General features: G+C 35.3%; 15 protein-coding genes. 4 read left to right on the top strand and 11 right to left on the bottom strand.

Annotated features, from left to right (window positions below; translation table 11 throughout):
* Nucleotides 1–36: 36 nt before the first annotated feature.
* Genes I215_RS11665 through I215_RS11690 form a run of 6 tightly spaced genes read right to left on the bottom strand, consistent with a single transcriptional unit; the run spans nt 37 to nt 9,959 of the window.
* Entirely contained in the window at nt 37–708 is a 672-nt protein-coding gene (locus tag I215_RS11665) for an ABC transporter ATP-binding protein (protein ID WP_040460321.1), read from the bottom strand.
* A 17-nt stretch (nt 709–725) separates the two neighbouring features.
* Nucleotides 726–3,125, bottom strand: coding sequence for an ABC transporter permease (locus I215_RS11670; RefSeq protein ID WP_040460325.1), 2,400 nt, complete (start codon nt 3,123–3,125; stop codon nt 726–728).
* 11 nt (nt 3,126–3,136) lie between these two features.
* The gene (locus tag I215_RS11675; RefSeq protein WP_008992174.1) at nt 3,137–5,557 is read right to left on the bottom strand and encodes an FtsX-like permease family protein; all 2,421 of its coding nucleotides are present in this window, start codon (nt 5,555–5,557) and stop codon (nt 3,137–3,139) included.
* 21 nt (nt 5,558–5,578) lie between these two features.
* Entirely contained in the window at nt 5,579–7,969 is a 2,391-nt protein-coding gene (locus I215_RS11680; protein ID WP_156800265.1) for an ABC transporter permease, read from the bottom strand.
* A gap of 27 nt (nt 7,970–7,996) precedes the next feature.
* Nucleotides 7,997–8,674 carry an ABC transporter ATP-binding protein gene (locus I215_RS11685; protein ID WP_008992176.1) on the bottom strand — a complete coding sequence of 226 codons (678 nt, stop codon included), beginning with the start codon at nt 8,672–8,674 and terminating at the stop codon, nt 7,997–7,999.
* A gap of 34 nt (nt 8,675–8,708) precedes the next feature.
* Nucleotides 8,709–9,959: an efflux RND transporter periplasmic adaptor subunit gene (locus I215_RS11690; RefSeq protein WP_008992177.1), complete on the bottom strand. Its 1,251-nt coding sequence runs from the start codon at nt 9,957–9,959 to the stop codon at nt 8,709–8,711.
* 208 nt (nt 9,960–10,167) lie between these two features.
* Between I215_RS11690 and I215_RS11695 the strand changes: the two genes are divergently transcribed.
* The 4 genes from I215_RS11695 to I215_RS11710 all read left to right on the top strand — a co-directional run bounded on the left by I215_RS11695 (nt 10,168) and on the right by I215_RS11710 (nt 14,673).
* Nucleotides 10,168–11,511: a sigma-54-dependent transcriptional regulator gene (locus tag I215_RS11695; protein WP_008992178.1), complete on the top strand. Its 1,344-nt coding sequence runs from the start codon at nt 10,168–10,170 to the stop codon at nt 11,509–11,511.
* A 76-nt stretch (nt 11,512–11,587) separates the two neighbouring features.
* The gene (locus tag I215_RS11700; protein ID WP_316928339.1) at nt 11,588–12,844 is read left to right on the top strand and encodes a sensor histidine kinase; all 1,257 of its coding nucleotides are present in this window, start codon (nt 11,588–11,590) and stop codon (nt 12,842–12,844) included.
* A 294-nt stretch (nt 12,845–13,138) separates the two neighbouring features.
* Nucleotides 13,139–13,447, top strand: coding sequence for a helix-turn-helix domain-containing protein (locus tag I215_RS11705; protein WP_008992180.1), 309 nt, complete (start codon nt 13,139–13,141; stop codon nt 13,445–13,447).
* Nucleotides 13,444–14,673: a type II toxin-antitoxin system HipA family toxin gene (locus I215_RS11710; RefSeq protein ID WP_237738959.1), complete on the top strand. Its 1,230-nt coding sequence runs from the start codon at nt 13,444–13,446 to the stop codon at nt 14,671–14,673. The genes I215_RS11705 and I215_RS11710 overlap by 4 nt, the downstream gene beginning before the upstream one ends.
* Before the next feature lie 313 nt (nt 14,674–14,986).
* On the opposite strand, the gene I215_RS11715 is transcribed toward I215_RS11710, so the two are convergent.
* The 5 genes from I215_RS11715 to I215_RS11735 form a co-directional block, all read right to left on the bottom strand.
* Nucleotides 14,987–16,003, bottom strand: a complete 1,017-nt coding sequence (locus I215_RS11715) for an NHL repeat-containing protein (RefSeq protein WP_008992182.1) — start codon at nt 16,001–16,003, stop codon at nt 14,987–14,989.
* Entirely contained in the window at nt 15,994–17,226 is a 1,233-nt protein-coding gene (locus I215_RS11720) for a hypothetical protein (protein ID WP_008992183.1), read from the bottom strand. Before I215_RS11720 ends, I215_RS11715 begins: the two co-directional genes overlap by 10 nt.
* 155 nt (nt 17,227–17,381) lie before the next feature.
* Nucleotides 17,382–17,795: a DUF6157 family protein gene (locus I215_RS11725; protein ID WP_008992184.1), complete on the bottom strand. Its 414-nt coding sequence runs from the start codon at nt 17,793–17,795 to the stop codon at nt 17,382–17,384.
* A 104-nt stretch (nt 17,796–17,899) separates the two neighbouring features.
* Entirely contained in the window at nt 17,900–18,814 is a 915-nt protein-coding gene (locus I215_RS11730) for a PorP/SprF family type IX secretion system membrane protein (RefSeq protein WP_008992185.1), read from the bottom strand.
* 1 nt (nt 18,815) lies between these two features.
* Nucleotides 18,816–19,613 (bottom strand): gliding motility-associated C-terminal domain-containing protein (locus tag I215_RS11735; protein ID WP_008992186.1); only part of this gene is annotated, 798 nt, incomplete at its 5' end.

The following is a 19,613-nucleotide window of genomic DNA, read 5'->3' on the forward strand; positions in this document are numbered from 1 at the left end:
ACAAGTAATCAAAAGGTTTAATCTAATTTTAGGCTGCTATTTTCTATTAATTATTCTCCCGTCTAAAAGCTCAATAATTTGAGTGCCGTAGTCAGCATTTTTTTCAGAATGTGTTACCTGAACAATAGTGACGCCTTCTTGGTTTAGTTGTTTAAAAATTTCCATAATTTCTTCTCCCTGCTTAGAATTCAGATTTCCAGTAGGCTCATCCGCTAGAAGTAATTTTGGGTTACCTATTAGAGCACGAGCAACTCCAACTAATTGCTGTTGTCCACCACTTAGTTGAGCTGGAAACAAATCTTTTTTACCTACAATATTAAAACGATCCAACATATCCGAAACAAGTGCTTTCCGCTCTGAGGATTTAAATTTTTTGTAGAGCAGTGGAGTTTCAATATTCTCATATACAGTGAGTTCATCAATGAGGTGATAGGCTTGAAAAACAAAACCGATGTTTTCCTTAAATAAGTGCGATCTCATTTTTCCCTTTAATTGGTGTATAGGTTCCCCGTTAAAATAATATTCCCCTTCATCAAAAGTATCTATCATACCTAAAACATTAAGCAAGGTAGACTTCCCAGAGCCAGAAGGTCCCATAACGGATATAAAAGCGCCCTTTTCTACCTTTAGGTTTACATCCTTGAGCATGTAAAATCTATTCCCGCCTGAATTCACCCATTTAAATATATTTTTAAGTTCTAACAACATGATTTGTTTGATTTTAATTATTCGTTTCTTAGGCTATTAATTGGATTTGCTAATGCTGTTTTGATAGCTTGGAAAGCTACAGTTATCAATGCGATAATTACCACTAATGTTGCCGTTATAACAAACATTTTCCAGCCTATATCAATGCGATACGGATAATTTTCCAACCAGGTATTTGACGCCATCCAAGCAATAGGAATAGCAATTGCAAGCGCAATTGCCACTAATTTTAAAAAATCCAATGAAAGTATGTTCATGACATCACTCACTGAAGCCCCTAACACCTTACGTATCCCAATCTCTTTAGTCCGTTTTTCGGATGACAAGACTGTTAATCCAAACAACCCAATACAAGAAATAAAAATGGTAAGCAGGGCGCCAAATAGTAGTATTTTTCTCCATTTAGCTTCTGCTTGATAGGCTTCCTTATTCACATCGTCCTTAAATACGTAGGAATAAGGACTAAGTGGAAATATTTTCTTAAAAGATTCTTCTATGTGTTTTAAACTCTGAGTAGCAGAATTGGGTTTGATTTTTATGTCAAAATTGTCAAAAGAAATGTTGCTTATCATAGTAAATAACTGTGGTTCAATTTTCTGATTCAATGACAAGAAATGATAATCTTTAATCACACCAATTACCTGGTAAATTTCATTCTGGTTATAAAAGAAATTAACAGTTTGTCCTATAGGATTTTCCCAATTGGCTTTTTCCACAAATGCCTGGTTTACCATGATATTCTTTGAAGCATCCATAGGGTGATCTGGAGAAAAATTTCTTCCTTTGACAATTGGAATTTTTAGCTCTGGAAAGTAAGATTCATCGATCACTGCGTAACTAAAGTTAATTTCCTCCTCATTTGCAAGTTTAGCCATGGTCCATAAATGGCCCACATTGTTAGGTGCTACTGAAACAATATTAACATCTGTAAGCAGCTCATTTTTGAAAAGTTTTGCTTTGTCTTTACTGATATAACCTTTTGATATACTAATTATATTACTATCATCATAGCCTAAGTCAGCGTTTGTCAAATAGTTGAATTGCCTATATATAGTGAATGTTGCTATAATTAAGAATGAAGCAAGTGAAAACTGTAAAACGACCAAGAATCTTTGAAGGTAGTTTTTCCCTCCAATGTTAAAACGACTATACAAAATCTCAACTGGATTGTATTTTGAAAGTACTAAAGCAGGATAAAAGCCAGCTGATAAAGCGGTAAATAGAAATAAACCTAGATATGCCAGGATCAATCTAAAATCGAGTAAATACGAAAATGAGAGCGCCTTATTTGAGAGTTCGTTAAACACAGGTAATACTAGTAGAACAACAATAATAGCCATTGCAAAAGCCATAAAGCAAAGTAAAAAAGATTCCCCTAAAAACTGTATAATAAGTTGTTTTCGATCACCTCCAACTACCTTACGGATTCCAATTTCTTTAGCGCGTTTAATTGATCTGGCTATTGTTAGGTTTATAAAATTAATACAAGCTATTATGAGCACAAAAAGTGCAATTCCTGAAAGTATATAAGAATACATTGGATTCCCTGCATTACTCAATCCATTTTGCGCTGGACGTTCTGTATCAAGGTGTAACGTGGAATAGGGCTGCAACAAATAGGAACCCATGGTGGCATCTTGACCTCCTCCATACCGCTCTATCATTGATTTAAACGCTCCCGAAGCATCCTTTTCATAAAATGCTTGCATTTGTTCTTCTATATCGGTTTTATCCGAATATGGATTTAATACCACAAAGGTGTTTAAAAAATAGCTATACCAGTTAAGATCATTGTTAGCATCTTCTACAGAGACCTTAAAGGGTAGTAGCACATCAAATTGAATAGAAGAATTCTGAGGACTATTTTTTGCTATTGCAGTCACTTTAAAAGGGGTAAATATACTGTCTTGACGGATCATAACCGTTTCCCCATAAACATTCAAGCGTCCAAATTGCTTCTCTGCAAAATCTTCCGAAACTATTATTGAATTAGGATTTTTTAAACAGGTTTTTGGATTGCCCTCCAAAAGAGGAAAACTGAAAATGGAGAAAAAGGTCGAGTCAACTCTTAATACTTTTTGCGAATAAATAGCACCATCTTTCTTTATATCTTCTGCTCCTCCTTGGATTCGTACAAAAGATTCAATACCTGCTACATTTTGCTTAAATCTAGGGCCCTGAAGGTATCCAGAATTTCCGTTTTTATGTAGCTTTCCATTAATCGTTTTCTCCTGTGTTACCCTATAGATGTTATTCACATTTTCATGAAACATATCAAAGCTAACCTCGTCCTTAACATATAAAAGGATGAGCATTGCACAGCTAAGCCCTAAACTTAATCCCAGTATATTAATAAGGGAATAAACCTTATTGCGTCGTAAATTTCTCCAAGCTATTTTAAGATAATTTCTGATCATTGCCATTTGTTTTATTCGGTTTGTAGGCTTTTAATAGGATTTTGGAGTGCCGACCTGATGGTTCTTCCCCCAATAGTTGCAATGGAAATAAGCAATACAAGCACCCCTGCAAAGAGAAATGTCCATATGCTTAATTCGATTCGAAAAACATAGGTTTGTAACCAATTGGAACAGACCCACCAAGCTATAGGAGCGCTAATTAAAAAGGCTAACATTACCAATACTATAAATTGTTTGACTAGTAGAAATGTTATAGTAGAGACACTTGCCCCGACTACCTTTCTAATACCAATTTCCTTTTTTCTTTGTTCAACCATTAGCAATGACATGGCAAACAATCCAACACAGCTTAAAATAATGGCCAGTATGGATCCACTTCCAATCATTGATGCCATAAGGCGTTCATTAATTAGAGTTCGGTCAATATTCTCATCTAGATAGGAGCCTAGAAATTCAACATTAGGTTCTATTTTGTTCCAAGCTTTTTTTACCTCATCCATTGAACTTAAAAGATGTGTTGAAGCAACTTTAATATATACATTACTCATATCACCTTTAGGCTGAAGAAAAATCGTTAGTGGTTTTATAGTTGAATTGAATCCCTGATAATTAAAGTTTTTAACCACACCTATTACTGAATATCGAATAGTTTCACTGAGAAATATTTGAGTCTGTAGAGGATCCTTTTCCTCGAGTTGAAGTGCCATTGCTTGGTTGATAATCAACCCTAAACTATCACTTTTAAATTGTCGGCTAAAAGAACGGCCTTCTAAAAGTTCTATATCTAATGTCTGAATATAATCATAATCCACACTTAGGATATTAGTATCTACACGCCGTCCTTTATAAACAAAACCAATTTCGCTTTCATGAGATGAACCATCTTTCCCTAACCCTAAAATATTGTTGGACGCCGAAATACTAATAATTCCAGGGGTATCGCTCAGTTCATTTCGCAATAATTGGATGGCCTGACTATCTTCCCGTTTCCCGTTTAGTGGAAATGCAATGACTTGTTCTTTATTAAAGCCAATATCTTTGCTACGCATGTATTCCAGTTGATCCCTTAGCACAAGTGTTCCACTGATAAGCAAAACTGTTATTGCAAATTGAAGTATCATCAGGCCATCACTTATATAGTTTTTATCTGTTGGCTTTAGTTTACCTTTTAAACTTTGTATTGTATTATGCTTAGTCATGACTAAGGATGGATAACCCCCTGCAATAAAAGTGATGATAAGCAATAGCATCAAATAAATAATTATCACAAATGGGCTCAGTGTATTACTAAAGGAGGCAGATGTTCTAAAAGTAGTCTGAAATGGTTCTAGTAACATGCTAGCCAGTAATACTCCCAAAATCAAAGCACAACTATAGACCAATATACTCTCACCCCAAAATTGGAAAAACAAATGTGTATTACTTGCTCCCAATGTTTTTCTCATACCAATTTCCTGTAATCTCTTCGTGCATTTAGCTATACTCATATTTATAAAATTCGCACTTGCAATAAAAAGTATTAGAAGAGCAATTCCCAAAACTAGGTATGGATACACACGACTTACTTTCGCATTTCCGTTTACTTCAGTAGTAAAGTGAAGATCCTTTAGGGATAATAACTTTTGTTGTATATATTGACCGTTTTGGTCTGCTTGGACTCCACTCTTTTTATAATCCTCTATAAACCCTTTAAAATGCAATGCTGTAAATGCCCTAGTGGATTTTTCAAATTGGGATGGATCAATACCATTTGAAAGTTGTAAATAAACCGAATGATTTGAATTACTCCAATTGCCCACATTATTTGCATATATGGCATCAGATTGGTGCTTGAAGTTTATGGCAAGGTCAAATTGTATACTACTTTGTTCAGGGATATTTTCAAGAATTGAAGAAATTGTAAACGGCCTTTTTTCACCTTGAATCATTAGGTATACAGTCTGACCCAATGCTTTTTCATTTCCAAATAAAATAGATGCGGCTTTTTTGGTAATAACAAGAGTTGATTTATCCGTGAGTAGCTGCGCTTTATCTCCTTGGTTGAATGGAAAACTGAAAATGGAAAAGAAATCGGGATCCACATAGGCTGCCCCCATTGACAGCTCCTTATCTCCTTTTATCACAAGTACCTTTGATCCATTATACCTACTTATCTTTTCCACCCCAGGTACTTCTTCCTGAAGTGAACTCGCAAAAGGAATTGGTTTTGAATCATGGGATTTCGGACCATCAGAAGTCTGAACTGTGGCATAAATTTGATAAGTGCTAGCCGCATTTTTGTGAAAACGGTCAAAAGAAAGCTCGAAAAGCGCATAGAGACTTAATAACAAAGCAATTGCAAAAGCCACCGAAAGGCTCACGATGTTAATTCCGGAGAATATTTTATCCTTCAAAAGACTCCTCCACGCTATTTTAAGATAATTTCTAACCATACTGATGTACTTTTTGATACTTTAATCATTTCTTAAACTTTTAATAGGATTAGCACTCGCTGCCTTTATGGATCGAAATCCTACAGTTATAGCTGTGATAGAAAGTGCAATTAACCCAGAGGCGGCAAACATCCACCATTTAATGTCAATCCGGTAAGCAAAATTTTGTAACCATGAATCCATCACATACCATGCAATTGGAAATGCAATGACGCATGACAATAACACTAGCTTTATGAATTGTTTTGAAAGTAAATACGTAATCGTTCCTGTCCCAGCACCTAAAACCTTTCGGATTCCTATTTCTTTAACCCGTTTCCTTGCATTCAAAGAAATAAGACCAAACATCCCCATACAGGTAATAATAATGGTTATAAAAGCAACATAGTTTACGGTATTAAGTATGCCATTTAAAAGTTTGTACTGTGAACTCACACGTGCGTTCATCGGTTCATAATTAAACTCATGTCGCGATGCTATATCATCAAATGCCCCTTTTAAATTATTTATAACCAAATCTTCCTTACCTGGAGTAATTTTTATGCTTAAGTAACTATTGTTATATCCTAACCCTCTCTTACCTCCATAATAATGTAAAATAGGCTCAATATCATTTTGCATATCTTGGTAATGAAAATCCTCTAATAGTCCTATCACATTATAGGTTTCTTCTTTCCCTCCTTTTTCTACTACCTTCTTATTGGCAATACTACTCCAACCAAACGATTCCATTGCTTTTCTGTTGATGATAACCGACTTGCTCTCAGAGGCGTCTCGAAGCTCATCAAAATCTCGTCCTTCAATGAGTGAAATCCCGAATGTTTCTGCATAACCCTGCCCTGCATGGCCTTTTCGTATGCCCAATTCTACTTTTGACACAGGGTCATAGAAATTATTATAATTGTATCTATAGGACGTTGGAATTACCTCGGTAGTTGAAAAACTTTGAACATATGGATTGTTTTTTAATTCTTCCAATGCTACGGCTATTCTTGAATTTGCCGCTTCTTTATCTTTATAATCTAAATTCAGTTTAACAATACTCACACCCTCCGGATTATACCCCAGCGGAACATTATTCATATATTGAATTTGATTTTTTAAAACCAGTGCCACACAAATAAAAACTATAGCCAGTGCAAACTGAATTGTAATAAATGTATTCCGCACAAAAAAGCTTTTGTTTGTGTTCTGACTTTTCCCTTTAAGGGATAGAATAATTGGCATACTGATAATATTCAGTATCGGTATTATTCCTACAATAACGGTTATTAATATGCCCGAAAGAACATAAAGTATTACGATGGGGTAATCAGAAGTTAAATCAAAATGGATACTCCCAAACCTTGATCCATAAATGGTATTCATAGCAGGTAAAAGGACTTGTATAAACAGAATCCCAGCAATTATCAAAGAAGTAAACACAAGCATTGCGTTTTCGATGCAAAACTGTGCTATTAAACTTCGTTTTCCACTTCCGACAATCTTACGTACCGCCAATTCCTTTTTGCGGTTGTATATGACAGAAGTGTTTAGATTGAGAAGGTTGATGATTACAATAATAAGGACAAATACAATTGTAGCAATAGATCCTTTAATGATCGTATCAACCGTAGGATTGTAATCCTCACGATAGTTTAGGAAAGAAGCTAGAGCTATTCTCTCCAGCCCTTTTGTGCTCTCATAATTCCTCATTACAATTTCCCAGATATCTCCTTCTAACTTATTGATATCGGTATCTTTCTTTAACCTGATATAGTTGTACGAAAAAGAATTATACCAATTCGCTCCCTGTTTAAAATCAGATGTTGACTCTAATAAGGCTGTTGGTAATAACACTTCAAATTTTAATGAAGAATAAGGATTTAATGATTTAAAAACTCCTTGAATAGTCACATTAAGACTATCATCTAATGTTATATTTTGGCCAATTGGATTTAAATCTCCAAACAACTGCTTCGAAACTTCGTCAGAAATAACAATTTCATATTTTCCTTGGAGTGCCGTTTTGGGATTTCCGTATTTCAAGGGGAGTGTAAAAACCTTAAAAAAACTTGTATCTACATATTTGGTGTTTTTCTGTAATTCCTTATTCTCAACCTTCAGCCAAGGCCAATTCCATCCTTGTATATGTGTTGCTGCAGCTACATCAGGGGAAGTATGTATTATTTCACCTAAAAGCGGGTAAGTAGTTTGGTCAATTTCATCCCCGTTAGCCAAAACTGTTTTAAGTGTGTACAGTTCTTCTTTTTTCTCTATGAACGAGTCAGCATCGTAATAAGAATACACCCCAAACCCTAAGGTCATAATACTAGCCAAACCAACGGTAAGACCTATAATATTTAAACTAGTAGGAAGTTTGTTTTTCAACAAATGGCGGAAGGCTACTTTTATATAATTTACAATCATCATTTATCCTTTTAATTTAGACCTTTAACTCTATACCAGTACATTTTCTGTTACTTTCTCACCGTCCAACATTCTGATAATTCTATGACTAAATTTAGCATCGTGTTCACTGTGAGTAACCATTACGATTGTGGTTCCTTGTTCGTTCAAGGCTGTTAAAAGATCCATCACTTCATTACCATTACTACTATCTAAATTACCAGTAGGCTCATCCGCTAGAATTAACTTAGGATTGTTCACTACAGCCCTAGCTACTGCAACACGCTGCTGTTGTCCTCCTGAGAGTTGTTGAGGAAAATGCTTGCGTCGATGCATAATTTGCATTTTTTCCAAAACTTCATGAACTCGTTTTTTCCTTTCTGAAGGTTTTACACCAGTATAGATTAAAGGAAGTTCAACATTTTCAAAAACAGTTAATTCGTCTATGAGATTAAAGCTTTGAAATACAAACCCAATATTATGTTTCCTCAAGTTCGCTCGCTTACGTTCATTAAAACCTGAAACTTCAATTCCATTAAATATAAAACTACCATTATCCGGGTCATCCAAGAGTCCCAGAATATTTAACAAGGTTGATTTACCACAACCAGAAGGCCCCATTACGGCTACAAACTCTCCTTCTTTTACTTCAAAAGAAAGTTTGTTTAAGGCAATTGTTTGCACTTCTTCGGTACGATAGTATTTTTCTAAATCGGTAATTTTTATCATAATTCTATTATTGTGTACATTCTAATTGATACAGTTAATTTAATATAAGTTCTTGGATTTCTCCATAATTATCATATCCTGAAGTAATAACCTTATCTCCTGGATTTAACCCATCTATAACTTCATAAAACTCAGTATTCTGGTTTCCTAACTGGATGGATTGTCTATAAGCAGTTGTTTGATCCTTATTTAGTTTAAATATCCAATTCCCCCCTGTTTGCTGGAAAAACCCACCTTTCGGGATTAACAGAGCCTGTTTTTCTTGACTAAGTGCTACACGAATTTGAAGTGTCTGTCCTCTTCTAATTCCAGCAGGCACCTCAGCTTGAAAATGCATATCCACCAGAAAACGACCGTTTATCACCTGAGTATAAACTTTTTTAATTTCCAATGTATAGGTTTTTCCACTAAAATTAAAGGTCCCAATTTGTCCTGCATAAATCCTAGCGATATAATGTTCATCAACCTCAACTCGAACCTTATAACCACTCAGAACATCAATTTGTCCAAGCCGCTCCCCTTTGGTTTTAGACTGACCAATTTCAGCGTCAAGTGAGGTTAATTGACCATCTACGGGTGCTCTCACTATCAAATCACCTACTTTTTTCCGCATCAACTCAAGTGCAGTGCGAGTTCGTTGGTATGAGTCTTGTGCTTGAGAAAATTCTTGATTTGTAGCAATTGAATCTTGAGCTACTACCTGTTGAGCTAATTCTAACCGTTGTTTTTGATAATTGTATTCATTTTCAGAAGCTATTAGGTCCTGTCTTCCGATCGCATCTTTATCATAAAGTTTTTGATTCAAATTGTAAACGCGCTTTGCTTCGATAAGTTTATTTTTAACATCCGTTAGTTGATTTAACCTGTTAATTGTATTTTGTCTCGCTGAATTCTGCTGAATCTGCATCTGGGTAAGCAGGTTGTAAACAGCGGTTTCTTGATTCACTAGGCTTAGCTCCAAATCAGTATTAGAAAGCCGAAGGATTGGTTCACCTTTTTTCATAATAGCTCCATCTTCAACAAACTTTTCTTCCACTCGTCCACCTTCTACTGCATCCAAATAAATTGTTGTAATAGGCAGAACTATCCCATTTACGGGAATATCTTCTTGAAAAACTCCTTGGACAGCCTCACTTATTGTAAGTCGTTCGTTCTCAACATTCAACTTTGAAGGACCAGAAGATGAAACAATAACGAAAACTACAAATGCAATAAAAAGGACTATGGTCGTTAAAATAAAAATCCTTGATGTGGTAAATCTTTTCTTCTCTAATGGAATATCCATATCATTAATTCAATTATGCACAAACAAATAAGACATAAGTGTGCCAAAAGATTAAACAGGTCATTTCCAGCGCATTAACAATTTAAAAAAGAATGAAGGTGTTCGATAACAGTACAACGTATGTACGAAAACAATACGGATTTTACACTTGTGAAATAAACTCCTGTACCACTTTTAGCAAGCCACATAATATTGTAATATTGTAGTGATGCAATTAAATAAATCTAAAATATTAGTCTTAGATGACGATAACGACGTTCTTATAGCACTACGTTTGTTATTAAAATCAAAAGTTAAAGAGGTTGTAACGGAGAAAAACCCAAATAACATCATGTCGCTTTTTGAAAAGCACAATTTTGACATCGTTATTCTCGATATGAACTTTAACAGTCTGGTAAATACTGGTAACGAGGGTATTTTCTGGCTAACAAAAATAAAACAAATCAGCCCTGATACTTGTGTGATTTTAATTACCGCTTATGGCGATATTGACCTTGCCGTTAGATCATTAAAAGAAGGAGCGTCAGATTTTTTAATGAAACCATGGGAAAATGAACGTATTATCCAAACCTTAAAAGAACTTAGCGATAAACAAGGCAAGAAATACTCCTCAAAATCATTTAAAACTGACCAAGGGAAAATTATTGGTGAAAGCGGGGTAATGAAAAACGTTTTTTTAAAGCTAGAAAAAATTGCACCTACTGATGCCAATGTTTTATTACTGGGTGAAAACGGAACAGGCAAAGATCTCATCGCTAAAGCCATTCACGAAAATTCATTGCGTAAAGACAAACCATTTGTAAAGGTCGATGTTGGTGCGTTGACAACATCCTTATTCGAAAGTGAATTATTTGGTTATAAAAAGGGAGCATTTACAGATGCCAGGGAGGATCGAAAAGGTAGATTTGAGACTGCATCAGGAGGAACACTTTTTTTAGATGAAATCGGGAATATTTCACTCCAACAACAAGCCAGGCTATTAACCGTACTTCAAAATAGGCAAATTACACCCCTTGGTTCAAATGAGCCTATAAACATAGATATAAGACTCATATGTGCTACTAATTTAGAATTAGAAGTTCTGGCTGATCAAGCGAGATTCCGAAAAGATTTAATCTACCGGATCAATACCGTCGAACTCACTATTCCTCCACTCAGAGAACGAGGTAGTGATGTGAAGGTTTTAGCTCGTCATTTTACAAAACTATATACCGACAAGTATTTCAAAGATGATTTCCATTTGGATAAAAGTTTTTTTGAAAAACTAACAAACTATAAATTCCCTGGCAATGTAAGGGAATTACAGTATACCTTGGAGAGAGCAGTCATCATGGCTGAAAATCAAATATTAAGTGCAGAAAACCTCATGTTTTCCCCTATTGAGAGATATCATAATGACAATTCCACAACGGGTGTTACTTTAGAGTCCGTAGAGAAAAATACCATTTTAAAGGTCATAGAGAAGAACAATGGTAATATCTCACAATCAGCAAAGGATTTAGGGATTACAAGGGCGGCATTGTATAGAAGACTCCATAAGTATGGTTTATAAAAGCTTTAAAATTACATTTATCTTAAGGATTCTCATCCTTTTTACTTTTCAATTGGTCTTAGCCTATGGCATAGCAATGGCAAGCACATATTTGATTGTAATAGGTGTTGTTCTCAGTTGTATCACTTCCTATAGTTTATTTAAATTCATCACAAAACGTTTTCATACATTAGATGATTTTTTTGATGCTGTGAAATATCGCGATTTTTCTAGGTGGTACTCTGAAAATAATGGCCCTGACGACATGCGCCGTTTACATCAAGGATTTAATGAAGTAAACAAAACCGTTAAAGATATTAATAGCGAAAAAGAAACCCAGTATCTATACCTACAAAAAATTCTTGAAATTGTCCAGGTTGGTATTATTGCCTTTGAAATAGAAACAGGAAAAGTTCTATGGTTAAATGAGTCTTTAAAAGAGATGCTCGATATTCCTTCAATTAAAAACATTAGTTTTATAAAGAGCCGAAGAAAGGATTTGTATGACAATCTATTCATTGCGAGCCAAATTAAGGAGCAGACCATCACATTGAAGGTAAGAAATCAAAAAAACAAAATGTTAGTTTCCAGCTCGATCTTCCAAGTTGCTCCCAATACATTTCGATTAGTAGTTTTACAAAACATTGATGATACCCTTAATAAAAATGAATCTGAAGCATGGAAAAAATTATTGAGTGTTATGACCCACGAAATCATGAATTCTATTGCTCCTATTAGTTCATTGGCGGAAACCTTAAAGGATAATATTCAAAGCTCTCTAGGTTTCCCGGAATTAGAACCTTTAAATACTGAGGATCTTTATGAGGGTATTGAAAGTATTAGAAAGAGGAGTGATGGACTCATGAAATTCGCCAAAACCTACCGTAGTTTAAACAAAATCACTGAATTAAATTCTAACCTAACAAAAGTTGAAACTGTTTTTCAAAATTTAAACAGATTGATGTCACCTTCTTTAGAAGCAAAAGGAGTTTCTATAGAATTTGAGATAGAGCCATCAGATCTTTCGTTGGAAATGGATTCGTATTTAATCGAACAAGTCTTAATTAACCTGATCATAAATGCAGTGGATGCCTGTATAAATGTATCAAAACCAATGGTTAAAATCTATGCAATTCAAACCCTAAACGGTAATACTATCATTAAAGTCAAAGACAATGGAAATGGGATTCCTGAAGAAATTGTAGACTCGATATTCGTGCCCTTTTTCAGCACTAAAAAAAATGGAAGTGGAATTGGTTTAAGTCTTTGCAAGCAGATAATGTTATTACACAAGGGGAAAATTCAAGTTCAAAGCACATTAGAAACAGGCTCTACTTTTAGCTTAGTATTTTGATTAAAACAACTTCAGGCGTTCTACAATGACTAACGTAACTTTATAAAATACCTGAAATCCTACATCTAATAAGGGATCATCTTTTTGTAATTAAAAGGATAGGGATCTCGGTATTTTTATGGTTGATAGTCATGATGCTTTCTAGATTGTATTGTAGGTCACTCATATGGATTGAAATCATGTTTTTTACTCAAAACAAACTCATTCTTAATTCTTGGAAAATCCAATTACATTTTTAATTATAATTAACACTATAATGGTAATTATTCGTTATATTTACATATAATCATCATTATGACATCACTTATTACACCAACAAAAGCACGGCTAAAAATAGCTCAAAATATGAGAGATTTACGTCTAGAAAAAGGGCTAACTCAAGAAGGTTTGTCCATGCGTTCAGGGGTTAGTTTGTCTTCTTTACGAAAGTTTGAGCAAAAAGGAGCTATTTCCCTTGAATCTTTTCTTAAGCTAGCCATGGTTCTGGGTAATTTAGAAAAGTTTATAAAGGCAACTGAACCTTTAGAAAATAAGTTTTCGTCCATAGATGACGTATTGAAAAATAAAGAAAACAAAAAGCCTGAAAGAGGGTGGCGCAAATGATGAAGTACGTTTCAACAAACGAATTAAAAGTAGGGTTAGATTTTAACCAGAATATCATCCCCGTGGGACGTTTGGCTTGGCGAGATTACCAAATATACTTCGAATATGACCAGGATTTCATTGTTCAAGGTTTAGAAATATCTCCTTTAAAACTACCATTAGGGTCGGGTTTACAGGTTTTTAATTATCGTCCTTTTGAGGGGTTACCAGGTGTTTTTAATGACAGTCTTCCAGACGGTTGGGGTCGATTACTTTTTGAAAGATACGTTAGAACCCAAAATTTATTACCAGAAGATTTTACCCCTTTAGACCGTTTGGCTCATGTAGGTAAGTCTGGGCTTGGTGCATTGGTATATGAACCCGATCACAGCGATGATAATACGCAAGGAGAAGGGATTGATCTGGATTTACTATCGCAGCAAACCCACGAGATAATGGAAGGAGAAGCAGACGAAGTTTTAAAAGAGCTTATCAATCTGAATGGATCTTCTGCTGGTGCCCGTCCCAAAGCACTCATAGGCTTAGACAACACCAAGGGTCGTATAATTTCAGGAAAACATAATCTTCCTGAAAATTATGAGCATTGGATAGTGAAATTTGCTAATAGTACGGATGGTGTTGATGCGGGTGCGGTTGAGTATGTTTATGCACTTATGGCTAAAATGGCTAGCGTTGAGATGATGCCTGTCAATTTGTTTGAGTCCTCAATAGGGGCGGGGTATTTTGCAACAAAACGTTTTGATCGAATGGGTAATCAAAGGTTTCATATGCATACCGCAAGCGGTTTGTTGCATTCCGATTTTAGAATATCATCATTAGATTATGAAGATTTAATAACCCTGACTGGTGTTTTAACCAAAGATATACGCGAAGTTGAAAAAATGTATCGCCTTGCTGTATTCAATGTGCTTTCACACAATCGTGATGACCACAGTAAGAACTTCTCCTTTCTAATGGATAACAAAGGGGAATGGAAGCTATCTCCCGCTTACGATTTAACGTTCTCCTCTGGCCCGAGAGGTCAGCAAAGTACAATGGTAATGGGAGAGGGACAAACTCCTAGTACAGATCATTTAGTCCAATTGGGCATAGTAGCTAATTTAGAGCGCAATAAAATTGATGCTATTATCCAGCAAACCAAATATGCGCTCAATCACTGGGAGGTCTTAGCCGCAAATCATGGAGTAACGAAAGCCAATATCAAATTGATAAAATCCAGAATATAGTAAATCAGAAGGATCAAATTTCACTGGCAATTTTATCTAAATGTTCTGTAGCTAAAGAACGACTGCTTTATCCAGTAATGACCATACGACCACTATTACATGTAGGAAAATAGACCATTCCTATTAAAATCCATTTTTATTTAATGTCTGCTTTGCATGCGAAGCGGTATGGGAAAGTTCTTTACAACGTGTAATAGTTGATTTTATTAAATCGAACTTTATCTCTAAAGTGAGTCCTATGATATCAGCAACAACACAAGACTCACAGAATTTGGAAATGTAAACCTACATTGGATTTACCAATAATCGCGTATTAATGCTCAATAATCAAGGAAGTTTTCAATTTGACTATTGCTATTTGTTGATTTGTATAATCAGAAATAAATATGCGATCTCCTAATTGTTCTACTGCTATGATTTCCCCAAAAGGATTATCGCCCATAACGTCGTAAGCACTGACCTTGGGATCAAAATCTTTTTGCATGAATTTCTCTTTGGGATAGAGTCTTAAATAATAATCTTCTCCTATCTTTTCTGAAGTAATAGCCCAATCCTCTGTAAATTTAACGGACAACGGCTTTACACCGTCATTAGGACTGTAAATCGGAGTGATTGGAGTGGTAAAAGATGCTTCTGCTCCTGATAAAATAGCATCGACATTGTAATACAGAAAGGCCTCTGCATTTCTTCCAGCAACAACTAAATCACCATTCTCAACATCCATTGAATATTCTTCTGTTGCCCCTGTTACTGTATTGAGTTTTGCAATAGGCTCTAGATCCCAATTACTGTTTTGGGTGATTTGTGTAACATCAAAAACTTTGATAGAGTTTTCTTTTTCTTTTACAAACATCAGTCCGTCTGCTACCGTTACCCCGAAAACATGAACAAAAGTTTGCCACCACTGACCATTACCAACAACACTGATTCCAGAATTTGTATTCTTATCTAACACAAACAACCTTGAGTCTCTGCTTCCTATATAAATTCTACTACTGTCTACAGCAATAGAAGTAAGGTTGCTAAATTCAATAGTTGTTTCACCTTTAGTAAAGGAGTTGATCGTTTTTAAATGTTGAAGGCTTTGTGCATTAAAAACCTCTAATACATCGCCATTACATACGTATAGCTTATCGTCCAAAATAGCTATCCCTTTTGGCTGAAGTAGACCGCTTCCATCTGCAATTTGCTTTGCTGTAACTTCTGTGTCATAACTTATATAGTGATACTGGTGTTCTTTGGCGATGTCGCTCTCCTTAGAACAGCTTACTAAGATTAAAAAAAGTAGAAAAGCTACCATATAACTATGGCATAATCTGATTAATTCCATGTTCCTTTTCCGTTATATTTTAGATAGAATGGGTTATCCTCCTTTATTTCGAATACTGGCTTATTATATTCCCTAGAGAGGTGGGCTGTTTTAGTCCAACCTTGAAGTATTTGTGGATCGATAAATGGCAGATCCTCTAAGTATATTAAATATTTGTAGAAATTCGCTAACATTTCTTGTTGTCCCCCACCTTCTCCACTATTGGCTAAATTACTAGAATGTCCAAAACCAATATGGTGAGAATATTCATGTGACCATACAGAAAGATCACCTATCCAATGTCCATACACATAACCTGACTCCCATTGAGAAGCCAATTGTCCACCCCCCAATGCAGCGTCGCCACCGACCATAGCCATATAAAGGGTCCTGTCATCAAGGTAATTCCAATAAATTTGTTCTATTTGCTCTTTAGTATAATAGTCGTATTGCCCTGATTCATCTACCTCATTACCATGCCAATCCTTTGCTCCATCGATCCCAGATCCCTTAGTAGCTGCTTGTTCTTTTTTATAGACATCAAAGTTGATAAACGTCTGATAATAAATTGGGTGGCTTAGTGCATAGGAATAGTTAATGATTAAGGTAATAGCTTCCTTGGCTAAAACTGGATTCATTGGTAAAAATTTTCCTAGTTCATTAATATGAAAACCGTCGTGAAATTGTACTAGGTGTGAAGACTTAATTCTTTGAAATTTAGCAAATAAAGGATCACTAGATTCTACTGTAAACTCGATTTCACCACTCGAGAAACCGTCAATTTTATTAATTGTTATTATTTTCCCATCCTCCAATTGATAGTCATTGGTGATAGATACCAATGGTATTTGATGCACGGAACGATGAAAAGCGGGAATTTCAGAAAAATGATAAACAACAAATCTTTGATCGTAGCTGTCCAACTTAGCAAATACCTTCACATCTTTGAGACCAACTGGTGAATAAAGAGATATTTGGATAGAATCCTTTCCTTTTTGTATCACCTGTAATGGCTGGTCTACCCTAAACCAACGATCCTGTTTATTATACATCAATGAGGGATCTTCATCATCCTCAAACATTGTCATAGGATGATTTCCAGGGGGTAGATTCGTAGCATCTATGCTTGTTAAAAAATTGTCGTTGTAAGTTAAAGTGTCATCACCTTTACTGCAGCTAGAATTTAGTAAAAGATAAGAACATAGCACACCTATTGATAGGCCTCTAAAAAGCTTAAAATTCATTGTTATTGATAATAAATGGGGTTTAAACTATGATTTTATGGAGTATAAATACTCTAATTTATAAAAATCTTAAGCGAAGTTAAATTAATTATTCAATTAAAAAAACTATTATTTTAAATCTAAAAAGACAAAACTTGCAAGTGACTAGTTACGAATTACCTAGCCCTTGAATTTCTCATAGCACGAAGCTTTTTAATTTTCGGATCATTCAAAAGTCTTTCATATTGCTGACTTTCCATAGCGAATATAGCTAGCTTTCCTTGGCTATTGGCATGGATTCCGAAACCGTAAGTTTTTGGCAGAGGGGAGGCTCTAAGACAAGCCCTACCTTTTGAAAAAAAATCCGATTTCATCTGTGGATATGTTTCTTGGGATATATTATTCCGCTCTGCAAACACTTTAAACAGTAGCTCATCAGAGGTATATAAGTAAGGATTATTTACAAGTAAATCATATTGCAATGTTGCAACAGTTGCTTTATTGGCCCGTAATGGTGGCTTGGTACCACAACTCACCTTAGTATCTTCGGACACAAGAATAAATGAATCGAAATAGTTTGTCGTATGCATTTTATACTTCTTTGTACAATGTTATTTAAGACCATCTCCAATGATTATTCATCATAAAAATACAATTTTCTCAAAAATATACTACTCACAACTGCACATCAAAGTCACAAATCAAATCCCTTAAATACATAGGACAACACCATTCCATGGCCATTTCCAAGAAGGGAATCTTTAAATCCTACATTGTACTGATAAATGAATCTAAAATGCTTAAACAGATATATTCCTGCCATAAAATTCACTGAAGTTGTACTTCGATACCCAATACCTACTTCAAACTTATTCTCAAAACTCGTTGCGAGGTTTAGATCAATTTGCATTGGTGCACCTTGTTCATGTTTTAAAAGAATATTAGGTTTGATTATGATCTTATCAAATTTATTGAGTAAAAAACTATAGCCCATATAGCCGTACACTGGATTAGATAGTTTCAAATTATCGAGTGAAGCCAATCGATCTCCAAGAATATTCGGTGCAGAGATGCCCACGTAAAAGTTTCGGCGATTGTAAAGAAAGCCCACGCCAATAGTTGGAATAGTTTCATTTATATTTTCTGCAAACAAAGGATCATCAGAAATCCCCAAATCAACAAGATTTTCTTGGTATTGATCAATACCCGCAGTTAGCCCAAAGGACAATACGTGCTGATGGTAAATCTGCCAATTAGGGCGATTTGATTTATGATCAAAAAACACTCTATAAGAATATGCGACATAAGCATTGGTACTAGTTGTTACGCCAATTTCATCCCTTGAAATCGCCGCTCCTATTCCCATTTTCCTATTTGAAATTGGAGTATGAAAATTTAAAGACAAATGCTTAGGACTACCCTCGATATCATTTGAAAATGAATAATTACTTAAGTTTACTTCTGCTCCATTTCCCATCCCTGTATATGCGGAATTAATCACCATAGGATTATAGTTATACTCCGAGAATAAAGCTGTTTGTTGTCCAAAGATCGACAATGGACTGAATAATAAAACCAATCCAATAATGGCATGTTGTTTACTAATCATACTATCGTTTTAAAACTATAAACCCTTTAGTTGTAGTTGAGTTCCCAAGGGAGTTAATATCTATTTTAAAAAAGTAGGTCCCACTTGGTAATTTCCCACCTCCCATTACAGTATTTTTATTTGCAATTCCATGGAATGAAACACCTTGATTGTCGTACCCCTGAACTTGGAACACCATATCTCCCCACCTGTTAAACACCGCAACCATATTATCTGGATAATTCTCAATTCCCTCTATCACCCAAAAATCATTTATAGAATCCCCATTGGGTGAAATTCCATATTGGGTGGTTCCCATTATAGGATTATCAGTAAATACTTCGGTAGTAAATTGTACCTCTGAGCAATTGGCCGCCTCACCGGCATCATTATATGGAGTTACCCTTACATAAATAGTAGTATCCTCTGAAAAGCCACTTGGAGGCGAGTAAGTAGTTACATTTCCAACATCCAGATTATCCGTAATATCAATTCCTCCAGAAATAGTTCCTATAGATATTCGATAACCAGTGGCTTCTGTAACAGCATCCCATTGTAATATCGCATTTAGAGCAACATCAGATTCACCATCGATTGGACTTATAAGCTGCGCACATGGTGGGGCTTCTAATAACTTTTCAGTTGTAAATTGTTCTTCTGAGCAAGTAGTCGCCTCCCCAGCTTCATTATATGGGGTAACGCTCACATAAATAGCAGTATCCTCTGGAAAGTCACTTGGAGGCGAGTAGCTAGTTACATTTCCAACATCCAGATTATCCGTAATATCAATTCCTCCAGAAATAGTTCCTATAGAGATTCG

This window comes from Galbibacter marinus, assembly GCF_000300875.1.
In the GTDB taxonomy this organism is placed as follows: Bacteria; Bacteroidota; Bacteroidia; order Flavobacteriales; family Flavobacteriaceae; genus Galbibacter; species Galbibacter marinus.